Origin of the sequence: Enterobacter sp. ECC-219 (assembly GCF_043966805.1) — a bacterium.
Lineage (GTDB): Bacteria > Pseudomonadota > Gammaproteobacteria > Enterobacterales > Enterobacteriaceae > Enterobacter > Enterobacter cloacae_N.
In genome coordinates this window covers 4,993,937-5,006,187 of the sequence record NZ_CP143680.1, presented here as the reverse complement: position 1 = coordinate 5,006,187, position 12,251 = coordinate 4,993,937, and the positions used below count along the sequence as shown (strand labels likewise).

Annotated in this window: 15 protein-coding genes; 3 read left to right on the top strand and 12 right to left on the bottom strand. The window is 55.4% G+C overall.

The window, feature by feature from the left end; all coding sequences use genetic code 11:
- The first annotated feature begins 222 nt into the window (after window positions 1-222).
- On the top strand, window positions 223-1,554 hold the full coding sequence (locus tag V1603_RS23735; RefSeq protein WP_395313354.1) for a hypothetical protein: 1,332 nt from the start codon (window positions 223-225) through the stop codon (window positions 1,552-1,554).
- A 20-nt stretch (window positions 1,555-1,574) separates the two neighbouring features.
- Window positions 1,575-2,876: a serine dehydratase subunit alpha family protein gene (locus V1603_RS23730; protein WP_192983887.1), complete on the top strand. Its 1,302-nt coding sequence runs from the start codon at window positions 1,575-1,577 to the stop codon at window positions 2,874-2,876.
- Window positions 2,877-2,937: 61 nt separating this feature from the next.
- On the opposite strand, the gene V1603_RS23725 is transcribed toward V1603_RS23730, so the two are convergent.
- A complete protein-coding gene (locus V1603_RS23725; RefSeq protein ID WP_006812078.1) occupies window positions 2,938-3,639 on the bottom strand; it encodes a pirin family protein in 702 nt (233 codons plus the stop codon).
- Window positions 3,640-3,743: 104 nt separating this feature from the next.
- Here V1603_RS23725 and yhaJ point away from each other — a divergent pair, with 104 nt between their 5' ends.
- Window positions 3,744-4,646 carry a DNA-binding transcriptional regulator YhaJ gene (gene yhaJ / locus V1603_RS23720; protein ID WP_003862655.1) on the top strand — a complete coding sequence of 301 codons (903 nt, stop codon included), beginning with the start codon at window positions 3,744-3,746 and terminating at the stop codon, window positions 4,644-4,646.
- A 41-nt stretch (window positions 4,647-4,687) separates the two neighbouring features.
- Here yhaJ and V1603_RS23715 read toward each other — a convergent pair whose 3' ends face one another.
- From V1603_RS23715 to V1603_RS23665, 11 genes are all read right to left on the bottom strand, one after another.
- Window positions 4,688-5,053, bottom strand: coding sequence for a DUF805 domain-containing protein (locus V1603_RS23715; protein ID WP_061096989.1), 366 nt, complete (start codon window positions 5,051-5,053; stop codon window positions 4,688-4,690).
- A 108-nt stretch (window positions 5,054-5,161) separates the two neighbouring features.
- Window positions 5,162-6,148: a glutathione S-transferase family protein gene (locus tag V1603_RS23710; RefSeq protein WP_395313353.1), complete on the bottom strand. Its 987-nt coding sequence runs from the start codon at window positions 6,146-6,148 to the stop codon at window positions 5,162-5,164.
- A gap of 71 nt (window positions 6,149-6,219) precedes the next feature.
- The gene (locus tag V1603_RS23705; protein WP_116342196.1) at window positions 6,220-6,612 is read right to left on the bottom strand and encodes a DoxX family protein; all 393 of its coding nucleotides are present in this window, start codon (window positions 6,610-6,612) and stop codon (window positions 6,220-6,222) included.
- Window positions 6,613-6,859: 247 nt separating this feature from the next.
- On the bottom strand, window positions 6,860-7,156 hold the full coding sequence (locus V1603_RS23700; protein WP_014885330.1) for a YqjK-like family protein: 297 nt from the start codon (window positions 7,154-7,156) through the stop codon (window positions 6,860-6,862).
- On the bottom strand, window positions 7,153-7,551 hold the full coding sequence (locus V1603_RS23695; RefSeq protein ID WP_014885329.1) for a phage holin family protein: 399 nt from the start codon (window positions 7,549-7,551) through the stop codon (window positions 7,153-7,155). Before V1603_RS23695 ends, V1603_RS23700 begins: the two co-directional genes overlap by 4 nt.
- A 1-nt stretch (window position 7,552) precedes the next feature.
- A complete protein-coding gene (locus tag V1603_RS23690) occupies window positions 7,553-7,858 on the bottom strand; it encodes a YqjD family protein (RefSeq protein ID WP_008503141.1) in 306 nt (101 codons plus the stop codon).
- Between the two features lie 29 nt (window positions 7,859-7,887).
- Window positions 7,888-8,256, bottom strand: a complete 369-nt coding sequence (locus tag V1603_RS23685; RefSeq protein ID WP_116342194.1) for a DUF1090 domain-containing protein — start codon at window positions 8,254-8,256, stop codon at window positions 7,888-7,890.
- Between the two features lie 143 nt (window positions 8,257-8,399).
- Window positions 8,400-8,783 carry an EnvZ/OmpR regulon moderator MzrA gene (gene mzrA, locus V1603_RS23680; RefSeq protein WP_116342191.1) on the bottom strand — a complete coding sequence of 128 codons (384 nt, stop codon included), beginning with the start codon at window positions 8,781-8,783 and terminating at the stop codon, window positions 8,400-8,402.
- A 2-nt stretch (window positions 8,784-8,785) separates the two neighbouring features.
- A complete protein-coding gene (gene yqjA / locus V1603_RS23675) occupies window positions 8,786-9,448 on the bottom strand; it encodes a DedA family general envelope maintenance protein YqjA (RefSeq protein WP_008503144.1) in 663 nt (220 codons plus the stop codon).
- 343 nt (window positions 9,449-9,791) lie between these two features.
- A complete protein-coding gene (gene exuR / locus V1603_RS23670) occupies window positions 9,792-10,568 on the bottom strand; it encodes a transcriptional regulator ExuR (RefSeq protein ID WP_028014506.1) in 777 nt (258 codons plus the stop codon).
- A 115-nt stretch (window positions 10,569-10,683) separates the two neighbouring features.
- Entirely contained in the window at window positions 10,684-11,982 is a 1,299-nt protein-coding gene (locus V1603_RS23665) for an MFS transporter (protein WP_116342188.1), read from the bottom strand.
- Between the last annotated feature and the right edge of the window lie 269 nt (window positions 11,983-12,251).

Sequence of the window (12,251 nt, the reverse complement as noted above, 5' to 3'; positions counted from 1 at the left end):
TGTCGTCACATTTAGAAAATACCCTTCTCTTTTAATCCTCAGGTAGCAACTTTTCCTCCAGCGTCAGAAAATCCATATTAAAGTTGTGACTTTTTTCTCCCTCGCTCCGGCTATGATTTTCTCACACCAAATATAAACACCTGCTGCTCTCTGAATCGCAATCGCTGGCGATCGGAAACCTATAAAAACAACTGTTTACCCTACAAAATAAGCGAGTGCCCCATGAATATGGCAACAAACAGCAGTGTGGTTGTGAGTGATTCCCCTGCGGCAAGGCGGGCGGGAATGAGCGAAAGCGAGTGGCGAGAGGCGATTAAATTCGACAGCACCGACACGGGCTGGGTCATCATGAGTATCGGGATGGCTATCGGCGCGGGGATTGTTTTTCTCCCGGTTCAGGTGGGATTAATGGGGCTGTGGGTCTTTTTGCTCTCGTCGATTATTGGCTATCCGGCCATGTACCTCTTCCAGCGATTATTTATTAATACGCTGGCGGAATCCCCGGAATGTAAAGACTACCCGAGCGTGATTAGCGGTTATTTAGGTAAAAACTGGGGCATCTTATTAGGCGCGCTCTATTTCGTGATGCTGGTGATCTGGATGTTCGTCTATTCCACGGCTATCACCAACGACAGCGCCTCGTATTTGCATACCTTCGGCGTGACCGACGGTTTGCTCTCGGAAAACCCGTTTTACGGCTTATTCCTGATCTGCATTCTGGTCGCTATTTCGTCGCGCGGTGAAAGGCTGCTGTTTAAAGTTTCCAGCCTGATGGTGCTGACCAAATTATTCGTGGTTGCCGCGCTGGGTCTTTCGATGATTGGACTCTGGCATTTAGCCAACGTGGGCATGCTGCCGCCGATGGGGCTGCTGATTAAGAACGCCATCATCACGCTGCCGTTTACCTTAACTTCCATTCTGTTTATTCAGACCTTAAGCCCGATGGTGATTTCGTATCGTTCACGGGAAAAGTCCGTTGAGGTGGCGCGCCATAAAGCGCTGCGGGCGATGAATATTGCCTTTGGCGTGCTGTTTGTGACGGTCTTTTTCTACGCCGTCTCCTTTACGCTAGCGATGGGGCATGACGAGGCGGTCAAAGCCTACGAGCAGAACATTTCGGCTCTGGCGATTGCGGCGCAGTTTATCAGCGGCGACGGCGCGGGCTGGGTCAAAATCGTCAGCGTGATCCTCAATATTTTTGCTGTGATGACCGCATTTTTCGGCGTCTACCTCGGCTTCCGCGAGGCCACGCAGGGGATCGTCATGAACATCCTGCGCCGCAAAATGCCGGCAGAGAAAATCAATGAAAATGCCGTCCAGCGCGGGATTATGCTGTTCGCTATCCTGCTGGCCTGGAGCGCGATCGTGTTAAACGCGCCGGTGCTGAGCTTCACCTCCATCTGTAGCCCTATCTTTGGCATGGTGGGCTGCCTGATCCCTGCATGGCTGGTCTACAAGGTCCCGGCCCTGCATAAGTATAAAGGCGTATCGCTGGTGATAATCGTCATCACCGGACTGCTGCTTTGTGTTTCTCCTTTCCTCGCATTCTCCTGAGGGTAATTAAGGTCGTAACGATGTCTAAGCAAACTCATCCTTTATGGAATCAATTTATTCGCGTAGTGCAGGAAGAAGTTAAGCCTGCGCTGGGGTGCACCGAGCCCGTTTCTCTGGCGCTGGCCTGTGCGATTGCCGCAGAGCAACTGCCTGGCGACGTCACGAAGATTGAGGCGTGGGTATCGCCGAATCTGATGAAGAACGGGCTTGGCGTAACGGTGCCGGGCACCGGCATGGTCGGGTTGCCCATTGCAGCTGCGCTGGGCGCGATGGGGGGCAATGCGCAGGCGGGGCTGGAGGTGCTGAAAGATGTCACCGCCGATGCGCTGGCGCGCGCCAAAGCAATGCTTAACGCTGGTCTGGTGCAGGTGAAATTGCAGGAGCCGTGCGAGGAGATCCTCTACTCGCGTGCCTGCGTTTACGCCGGAGAGGCTTCGGCCATGGTGACCATCGCGGGTGGGCATACCCGCGTGGTGGAGGTGGTCTGTCAGGGCGAAACGCGCTTCAGGCTTGACGATCGGCAGGCCGAGGTAAGTAACGATCCGCTGGCGGTTCTGTCAAATACCACGCTCTCGCAGATCCTTGAGTTTGTGGAGCAGGTGCCATTCGAGGCGATCCGCTTCATTCTCGATGCGGGGCGTCTGAACGATGCGCTCTCCCGTGAAGGTTTAAGCGGCAGCTGGGGTCTGCACATTGGCGCGACGCTCAGTAAACAGCGCTCACGCGGATGGATGGGGCAGGATCTGGGTTCAGACATTGTTATCCGCACCAGCGCGGCCTCGGACGCCCGTATGGGGGGCGCGACGCTGCCAGCGATGAGCAATTCTGGCTCAGGGAATCAGGGGATCGCCGCCACCATGCCGGTTGTGGTAGTCGCTGAGCACGTTCAGGCTGGTGATGAACGGCTGGCGCGGGCGCTGATGCTCTCGCATCTGTCGGCGATCTATATTCATTATCAGCTTCCGCGCCTGTCCGCACTCTGTGCGGCGACAACGGCAGCGATGGGCGCTGCGGCGGGGATGGCGTGGCTGATGGGCGGTTCTTACCAGACCATTTCTATGGCGATCGGCAGTATGATCGGTGACGTCAGCGGGACGATCTGCGATGGGGCGTCTAACAGCTGCGCCATGAAGGTTTCAACCAGCGTCAGCAGCGCCTGGAAAGCCGTGATGATGGCACTGGATGATACTGCCGTGACGGGCAACGAGGGCATTGTGGCGCACGACGTGGAGCAGTCGATCGCCAACCTGTGCGCGCTGGCGTGCCGCGCAATGCAGGCCACGGACCGGCAGATTATTGAGATTATGGCGAGTAAGGTGTAACGAGTTCAGGGCTCTATCGGTTCCCTCTCCCTGTGGGAGAGGGTTAGGGTGAGGGCGTTCTTTAAACCGGCAAATCAATCAGCAGCGCGCGCAGCGGCGTATCCGCCACCAGGGTAATATTCGCTTCATCACGAATAAACGCCCCGTCGCCGCAGGTCAGCGCTTCTTTCTCTTCCGTGTGCGTCACCGCGTGCACCGTACCGTGAATGGACTGCAAATAGGCGCGCGGACCGTGCAGCTGGAAGCTCGCCTGTTCACCTTTTTTCAGCTCGATATGGTGCAGCCACACCTGCTGACGTAGCTGTAAACTGCCTTTGCTGCCGTCAGGTGACGCAATCAGCTGCTGTTTATCGCCCTTCAGATCTATTTTCTGCACAAGCGGGTTTTCCCGCTCAGGGCAGGCGTCCAGCCACAGCTGCATGCGGGTCAGCGTTTTGTCTTTGCTGAGGTTATGCTCGCTGTAGCTGATGCCCGGCTGCGTGGAAATCAACAATGCTTCGCCAGCCTTTGCCTGGACATGATTGCCCTCGCTGTCGCGGTATTCTGCCTCGCCTTCCAGGATTAGGTTCAGGATATCGACTTTCGGGTACGTACGCGGCTGGAAGGACGCGCCCGGGGCGAGCACTTCCTGATTCAATACGCGCAGTGAAGCGTAACCGAGGAGTTTCGGGTCAAAATAGTGTCCAAAGGAAAAGGTGTAGCGGGCCTGCAGCCAGCCAAAATCGGCTTGTCCGCACTGTTTAGCTGTTCTTGTCGTAATCATAAACTTGACCTCTCTTTACACTAAAACAATGGTAAAGGTATGGACGCTGCATTGTTAGCCAGATATTCTGCCCGGTATGTTCAAATTTCCTGAATGAGAACGAGATGGCTAAAGAGAGAGCATTGACGCTTGAGGCGCTGCGCGTCATGGACGCGATTGACCGACGGGGCAGTTTTGCCGCGGCGGCAGATGAACTGGGGCGCGTTCCGTCTGCGCTGAGCTACACCATGCAAAAACTGGAGGAAGAGCTGGACGTCGTGCTCTTTGATCGCTCCGGTCATCGAACAAAATTCACCAACGTGGGCCGAATGCTGCTGGAGCGCGGCCGCGTGCTGCTGGAAGCAGCAGACAAGCTCACCACGGACGCCGAAGCGCTGGCGCGCGGCTGGGAAACCCATCTGACGTTAGTCACCGAAGCGCTGGTGCCCACTGAAGCGCTGTTCCCGCTGGTGGACCGCCTGGCGGCGAAGGCCAACACGCAGCTGTCGATCATCACCGAGGTGCTGGCCGGGGCGTGGGAGCGTCTGGAGACGGGCAGGGCGGATATCGTCATTGCGCCAGATATGCACTTCCGCTCATCCTCGGAAATCAACTCCCGCAAGCTTTACAGCGTCATGAACGTCTACGTTGCCGCGCCGGATCACCCGATTCATCAGGAGCCGGAACCGCTTTCTGAGGTCACGCGCGTGAAGTATCGCGGCGTGGCGGTGGCGGATACCGCGCGTGAGCGTCCGGTGCTGACGGTTCAGCTGCTGGATAAACAGCCTCGTCTGACGGTCACGTCACTGGAAGACAAAAGGCAGGCGCTGCTGGCCGGTTTGGGCGTGGCGACGATGCCGTATCCGTTTGTGGAGAAAGATATTGCGGAAGGGCGACTGCGGGTTGTGAGCCCGGAGTATACCAGCGAAGTGGACATTATTATGGCGTGGCGCCGCGACAGCATGGGCGAAGCCAAATCGTGGTGTTTGCGAGAAATACCTAAGCTCTTTGCGCATCACAACAAATAAGCGTACAGGCCCGGTAAGCGTAAGCGCCACCGGGCAGGAATTTACGCGCCGATCTTAGGATCCGGACCAAAGCGGTTTTCGCCCGGCGTCCCGCTCTGACAGTTGAAAATCAAAATCACGATCCAGCCGACAAGCGGGATCAACAGCAACAGCAGCCACCATGCCGAACGGTCGGTGTCGTGGAGACGACGAAACAGCACGGCCCATGAAGGCAGCAGAACCAATAAACCATAGATCGTGGTGAGTACGCCTTCACCGCCGGCGCGCTCCCATCCGAGAATTTTATCCACGATGCCCAGCACCATAATCAGGACGAAGTTCACCAGAACAAACATCCAGTACTCTTTGCGGCGGGCGCGGCCACCAAATCCAATGTAGTTGCGCAGTACTTTTAAATACCAGTCCATTTTTTCCTTGCCTCAATAATCGGTCAATCACTTGTTTTTTAAGCGATCGAGATAAGGATAGATGGAGATTGTGAATTAAAAAAGGGCATCTGTTGATGCCCTCCGTATTTATCCAAAACGAACGTCGCGCCCGTGCGGTTCATCCAGGTCCTGCCACGGGCCAACGGAAATAATGCCCGTTGGGTTGATGGTTTTGTGGCTGCGGAAGTAGTGGGTGCGAATATGGTCAAAATCGACCGTCTCCGCGATCCCTGGCATCTGGTAGATGTCGCGCAGGAAACCGTGCAGGTTCATGTAATCGCTGATGCGGTGTTTATCGCACTTGAAGTGGGTGACGTAAACCGGGTCGAAGCGGATAAGCGTGGTCCACAGGCGGATATCCGCTTCCGTCAGGCGATCGCCCGTTAAATGGCGGTGCTGGCCGAGGATCTGCTCCAGCCGTTCCAGGGATTCAAAGACTTTCCCGACCGCTTCGTCGTAGGCTTCCTGGCTGGTGGCGAAACCGGCCTTGTAGACGCCGTTGTTAACGTTGTCGTAAATCCAGCCGTTCAGCTCGTCAATTTTATCCCGAAGCTCGACCGGGTAATAATCTCCGGCGCGGGCACCGTGCGCGTCAAACGCGGTGTTAAACATGCGGATGATTTCCGCGGACTCATTGCTGACGATCGTCTGGTTTTTCTTGTCCCAGAGCACCGGCACCGTAACGCGTCCGGTGTAGTGCGGATCGGCGCGCAGGTAGAGCTGGTAAAGGAAATCGTGGTGATACAGGTCATCACCGGTCGCGGCGGGGAAATCGCTGTCGAACGTCCAGCCATTTTCCAGCATCAGTGGGTTGACCACCGAAACCGGAATCAAAGATTCGAGCCCTTTAAGCTTGCGCACAATCAGCGTGCGGTGTGCCCACGGGCAGGCGAGAGAAACGTACAGATGATAACGATCTTTCTCCGCCGCGAAGCCGCCTTCGCCGCTTGGGCCAGGCGCGCCGTCGGCGGTCAGCCAGTTACGGAAGGCCGAAACAGAGCGCTTGAAGCGTCCTCCGGTGGATTTAGTGTCATACCAGACATCCTGCCAGACGCCGTCTACGAGTTGTCCCATTTTTTCTCCTCCGTCAGATAGCAAAAGCGAGGAGATATCTCCTCGCTTTGGATTCAATCAGTATAGCGTGCTTACCACTTCTTATTCAGAAGGCGGTCGATGCTGTATGCGCCTGGACCTGTGATAGCCAGCAGCAGGAAGCCACCCGCGATGGTCAGGTTTTTCATGAACATCAGTGAGTTCACGCCTTCCGCAAAGTTGCTGTGGAACAGGAACGCGGTCAGCAGGGTAAAGCCTGCGGTAAACAGCGCAGTGGTGCGAGTCAGGAAGCCGAACAGAACCGCCAGGCCGCCGCCGAACTCAAGCAGAATAGTCAGTGGCAACAGGAACCCCGGAACGCCCATGGATTCCATATATTGCTGAGTACCCGCATATCCGGTGATTTTGCCCCAGCCTGCCACGATGAACAGAATTGGCATCAGAATACGTGCGACCAGTACACCAACATCTTCTAATTTTTTCATTTTACTCTCCAGGAAACCACATCAGCGGCTGAACATTATTTGTCTGCAATTCCGGGTAGATACCGCGGCTCTGCTGTCGATGGAGAGGATAATAAACGGGGCGGGTGGCAATTGTTAGCAAGGAAAACTGTCAATCTTCTTCAAAGATATTGAGTAAGGCCAGGTGCGCGCTGGTGCCCTCACCCCAACCCTCTCCCACGGGGAGAGGGCGAAAAAAACGGTAACCAGGGTTACCGTTTTGCGTTTATCACCGCAGCTGCTGTTGTCGCAACGTCGCTTTCACCAGACGCCAGGCGCTCCAGGCACCAAAACCGCGTCGGGCCCAGCGGATGAGCATATTCGGATGACGAACCGTCCAGATAGCCATCACGCTGCTGCCGACCAGCGCCCATGAACGCAGGCTCAGGAAGGTGTTCCAGCCACGGTCAAACCGTCGCGTCGCGTCGATCCAGTCACGGCGGCTGGCAGACAGATCCAGCCGTTGCTGCTGGATCTGACTTAACAGGTACGCTTTTCGCTTCTGACGTTCCGCTTTATCGCTCACGGCTTGTCATCCTCCAGCAGGGCGCGATCGTTAGCCAACTCCTGGCGCGTGTGGCGCAGGAAAGTGGACTTGCGTGCTTTACGCAGTGTCCATATGCCGCCAATCAACGCCGCGACCAGCAGAACGACGGTCGTGGCAATCATCGCGTTGAGTCGATACTGCGGGTCAATGGCCCAGATGATTAACACCATCAGGCTCATCAGACCAAACGCGGCGAAGAGCATGGTCAGTCCGAGCATCAGCAGCATCTGGAAGAGGTTCGCTTTCTCCTCTTCCAGTTCGACCACTGCCAGCCGGACGCGCGTTTCGGCAATCCCGACCAGCGTCGTTAAAATACGCTGGCCGATGCCGAGGACGTTATTAGCAGGCCCTTGTGCGTGACGAGGATCTTCCATATCAACGACGCGTCAGCAGGACACCCAGTACCACACCTACTGCGGCACCAATTCCAACACCCGTCCATGGATTATCACGTACATATTCGTCCGCACGCGCAGCCGCTTCACGGGTCTGTTTCGCCAGCGCATCCCCGGTTTCACCCAGGCGGTAGCGGCTCTCTTTCAGCGCCTGCTCCGCTTTGCTGCGCAGTTTGCTCACTTCTTCTTTCGACTTATCGGCAGAGGAGTTCAGCACCTCTTCAAGGGTATCGGCCAGGGATTTCAGTTCAGCGCGCAGATGTTCAGACGTCGTATCTTTTGACATGATTCTCTCCTGTTGAGATTTCCGTTAACTCAATAATCGCGAGCTTCCAGCGCTTTCAGGTCGTCCTGCGCCTCTTTCAACTTCTTCTCGCGCTTAGCAATTTTTTCCGCATCCCCTTTCTCTTTCGCTTCCTGCAGGTCTTGACGGCGCTCGGCTATCTCGTCCTTTTGTTCAGCGATTTTCTTCTGGTGATCGGCACGCAGCTTGCTGTCTGAACAGTTCGCTTTCACTTCGCTCAGCGCTTTTTTAAGACCATCAACACGGTGCTGATTGTTATGCTTTTCGGCATAACCGATCTCACGCTGAATATCCTGTTCTTTCTCCTGACAGAGAGAGTTTGCGAAGGTCGCTGTGCTTAAAGATAAAAGGGCCAGAGCCAGGGTAATGCGGAATTTCATTATCGAAACCTTCCATTGTGTTGCGGGGTTAGCCGCTATCCAAAATTATGCGGAGTACATTCGAGGGGTGCTCCGCGTACTTAAGCATAGTAAGTAAACGGGGGATTCACCAAAGTGAGTGAAAAGATTCGGAATCCTGGAAGTTATCCGAACCGATGCGACGTATCGCGAATCAACGACAGCCATGCGGCCGGCGAGTTGTCGTCTTCCTGCTGGGCAATGATATATCCGTGCGGCAGCGTACGGTCAAGAACGGCTTTCGCGGCGGCGCTCTGCGCACGGGAATCAAACTTAATCAGTAAAACATCGTCCTGCGGGGTGATGCTTTTAAAGCGGATGCCGTTTGCATCCAGATGATGCCAGACAGAAAAACCGTCAGGCACACCGCCCCCCTGGTTTACCGGACGAATGGCCAGCGTAGCGTCCTGATGTGAAAGCGTGTTCCAGGCCAGCAGTATGGCGCTGAGCATCACCAGTGCAATAAAGGCACAGGCAAAGCGGCGCATGGCGAGCGGTGAGATAACCATCGTTAACCTCGCGCTCCGTATTTTTTCTTCCACAGGACAACCAGCGAGCCAATCAGGCCGAAGACCAGCAGAACAACAGGCAGCAGCATCAGGCAGGACATCAGCTGATCTTCATATTTCATGAAGACCGGCGTTTTACCCAGCGCATAGCCCAGCGTCGTCAGGATCAGAACCCATAACAGGCCGCTCATCCAGTTGAAGAACTGGAAGCGTGCGCTGCTCAACCCGGACAGCCCGGCAATGGTGGGCAGCAGGGTGCGTACAAAGGCGATAAAGCGGCCAATCAGCAGCGCGGAAAGCCCATGCTTATGAAACAGGTGGTGTGCCCGCTGGTGATAGTGCGCAGGCAGATGGGAAAGCCAGTTCTGTACTATTCGGGTATTGCCCAGCCATCTTCCCTGGATATAACTCACCCAGCAGCCAAGGCTGGCCGCGACGGTCAGTAATAAGATGGTCTGCGGGAACGCCATTGCGCCTTTGGCACACAGCACGCCGACAAGCACCAGCAAACTGTCACCCGGTAAGAAGGCCGCAGGCAGCAAACCATTCTCAAGGAACAGGATCATAAACAAGACAAAATAGAGCATGCCAATCATGGAAGGGTTGGCCAGCGTTTCAAAATCCTGCGCCCAAAGGGCATGCAGCAGTTGGGTCAAAAGTTCCATTCAGTGTTCCTGGAAATCGGTTAACGTCTCGCCTGTTATCCGGGACAAACAGCACGGCGACATTGTTGTGATTTCATTATGGTCGCTCGCGGACACATTGAGTTGTGGCCAACACTGTTCCCTGTTAATTGGCTGGTTAGCAAGCACTAACTTTCAAAATAACGAAGTGAATCCAATTGTAACAAAGCCCGACGTTCTGCGTCACAGAATTTGCAGGGTGAGGTGATTTTGGCGTAAGCCCTGAAAGTGAGCGAGGGATTTTACAAAGGCTGACACTATATATGTTTTGCTTACCCACTCAGGCGGGAAGGCGCAGCGAAGCGCCTGCCGGCAGAAAGGTCACCTATTTTGCGCCGCTCGGGGCCGTATCGAGGTGAACGACAGGATTATCAGCAAAAAGATAGCGGTCGGCGTTAAATTCGAAGTCGTCGCTGGTTTCATTGAACAGCATCTGCTTGGTGTTTTCCAGGTGCTGCCACATGGCCAGTTTCGCCGCGTGGGGATCTTTACGAATCAGCGCCTTAAGGATCTGGTCGTGATCGTCACACCAGTTGTCGACCGTGCGGGAATCGATGTGATCGTGCAGTTTTTTCCAGTAGGGGTTGTGAACGCGCTGAGTCCACATTTTCTCAACGATTGCCGCCAGCGCCGTATTCTGGGTGGCCAGGGCAACCTGAACGTGAAACTGCAGGTCCCACTCGGAATCACGGAAACATTTTTCCTTGCGGGCGTTTTCCTGAATCTCCATCAGCTTCATGATGTCCTGCTTGGTCACCTGCGTGGCGGCAAATTCGGCAATATTGCTTTCGATCAGCTGGCGAGCCTGGAGCAGCTCAAACGGACCGTAGCTGGCGAATTCCAGACTTTCATCCGCCACCGGAGAGTGCTTAGGCTGATTAGAAATAACGTGAATGCCGGAACCTTTGCGTACCTCGACGTAGCCTTCCACTTCCAGCATGATAATCGCTTCGCGCACTACGGTGCGGCTCACACTTTTTTCATCCGCGATAAAGCGCTCGGCGGGAAGTTTATCACCGACAAGATAGACCCCTTGCTCGATGCGATCTTTTAGCTCAGCAGCAAGTTGTTGATATAAACGACGTGGTTCGGTGATTTCCATATGCGCTCCAGGCAGGGTACGGCAGATGATTTGTTATACCACTTTCATGGAATACTCTCCAGATTTTGCCATTAAAAAAGCCGCCCGCGGGCGGCTTCGGTGAAACGTATTTTCGCTAACTCTGCGTAGCCGGTTTCCCGAGGGACTCTTTCGCCAGCTCCTCTGCAGATTTACTTTTCAGCACCGTCCAGATAACCACCGCACCCATCAGGTCAAAGATTGCCAGCACCGCGAACAGCGGGCTGAAGCCGATGGTATCCGCCAGCGCGCCGACGACCAGTGCGAACATGGTACTTGCGGTCCACGCGGCCATCCCGGTCAGGCCGTTGGCGGTTGCCACTTCGTTACGGCCGAAGACGTCAGAGGAGAGCGTAATCAGCGCGCCGGACAGCGACTGGTGCGCAAAACCACCGATGCACAGCAGCGCGATAGCGACGTAGGGGCTGGTGAACAGACCGATCATGCCCGGGCCAATCATCAGCAGCGCGCCCATGGTCACCACCATCTTACGGGAAACAATCAGGTTCACCCCAAACCAGCGCTGGAACAGCGGCGGCAGGTAGCCGCCCACGATACAGCCCAGGTCAGCGAACAGCATCGGCATCCAGGCGAACATCGCGATCTCTTTCAGGTTAAAGCCATAGACCTTGAACATGAACAGCGGGATCCAGGCGTTGAAGGTCCCCCAGGCCGGTTCAGCCAGGAAGCGCGGCAGGGCGATACCCCAGAACTGGCGGGTGCCCAGGATCTGCCAGACGGACATCTTCTTACCGTTGTTGGTCTGATGTTGCGCTTCCTGACCACCAATAATGTATTCGCGTTCTTCCTCGGAAAGTTTCTTCTGATCGCGCGGGTGTTTATAGAAAACCAGCCACGCCATTGCCCACGCAAAGCTCAGCACGCCAGAGATGATGAACGCCATCTGCCAGCTGTGCATCACGATAGCCCACACCACCAGCGGCGGCGCAATCATCGCGCCGATGGACGAGCCTACGTTGAAGTAGCCGACCGCAATGGAACGCTCTTTTGCCGGGAACCACTCGGAGCTGGCTTTCAGCCCCGCCGGGATCATCGCCGCTTCCGCTGCCCCTACCGCGCCACGGGCCAGCGCCAGACCGCCCCAGCTGCCTGCCAGCGCGGTTGCGCCGCAGAACACCGCCCAGGCGATGGCGAAGAAGGCATATCCGATTTTGGTACCGAGAATATCCAGAACATAGCCAGCGACTGGCTGCATGATGGTGTATGCCGCGGAATAGGCGGCAATGATGTAAGAGTATTGCTGCGTGGAGATATGCAGCTCTTCCATCAACGTCGGCGCCGCGGCTGCCACGGTGTTACGCGTCAGGTAGCCCAGCACGGTGCCCAGTGTCACCAGCGCGATCATATACCAACGTAACCCTTTAATTTTACGCATCTAAAACCTCATCGTTATGTTATTTCCGCGCCAGAGCACGGCAACCTCTCAACCGTTTCCGGGAGCAGCTGTGTAACGGGAGGGGCATAACCGGGAGAATGTCCCGGAACGGCCCGAACCTTGCCATAAGTAAGCGTGCATAAGTTGGTATCCGTACCGTTAAACCCGATGTTTCTCACACCGGTAATGCATTCCGTCGGCTGAATGTTTGCGACGGCGAAAAGATAACTTGTCATACAACTTTAAAAGGTGAGTGACATCACAAATGT

Bases quoted from the DNA above. Each gene is read 5' to 3' on its own strand.
- V1603_RS23685 (WP_116342194.1), bottom strand. From the start codon at position 8,256: ATGAAATTCCGCATTACCCTGGCTCTGGCCCTTTTATCTTTAAGCACA.
- V1603_RS23665 (WP_116342188.1), bottom strand. From the start codon at position 11,982: ATGCGTAAAATTAAAGGGTTACGTTGGTATATGATCGCGCTGGTGACA.
- exuR (WP_028014506.1), bottom strand. From the start codon at position 10,568: ATGGAAATCACCGAACCACGTCGTTTATATCAACAACTTGCTGCTGAG.
- V1603_RS23715 (WP_061096989.1), bottom strand. From the start codon at position 5,053: ATGGACTGGTATTTAAAAGTACTGCGCAACTACATTGGATTTGGTGGC.
- V1603_RS23735 (WP_395313354.1), top strand. From the start codon at position 223: ATGAATATGGCAACAAACAGCAGTGTGGTTGTGAGTGATTCCCCTGCG.
- V1603_RS23695 (WP_014885329.1), bottom strand. From the start codon at position 7,551: ATGGAAGATCCTCGTCACGCACAAGGGCCTGCTAATAACGTCCTCGGC.
- yqjA (WP_008503144.1), bottom strand. From the start codon at position 9,448: ATGGAACTTTTGACCCAACTGCTGCATGCCCTTTGGGCGCAGGATTTT.
- mzrA (WP_116342191.1), bottom strand. From the start codon at position 8,783: ATGGTTATCTCACCGCTCGCCATGCGCCGCTTTGCCTGTGCCTTTATT.
- yhaJ (WP_003862655.1), top strand. From the start codon at position 3,744: ATGGCTAAAGAGAGAGCATTGACGCTTGAGGCGCTGCGCGTCATGGAC.
- V1603_RS23710 (WP_395313353.1), bottom strand. From the start codon at position 6,148: ATGGGACAACTCGTAGACGGCGTCTGGCAGGATGTCTGGTATGACACT.
- V1603_RS23730 (WP_192983887.1), top strand. From the start codon at position 1,575: ATGTCTAAGCAAACTCATCCTTTATGGAATCAATTTATTCGCGTAGTG.
- V1603_RS23690 (WP_008503141.1), bottom strand. From the start codon at position 7,858: ATGTCAAAAGATACGACGTCTGAACATCTGCGCGCTGAACTGAAATCC.
- V1603_RS23705 (WP_116342196.1), bottom strand. From the start codon at position 6,612: ATGAAAAAATTAGAAGATGTTGGTGTACTGGTCGCACGTATTCTGATG.
- V1603_RS23725 (WP_006812078.1), bottom strand. From the start codon at position 3,639: ATGATTACGACAAGAACAGCTAAACAGTGCGGACAAGCCGATTTTGGC.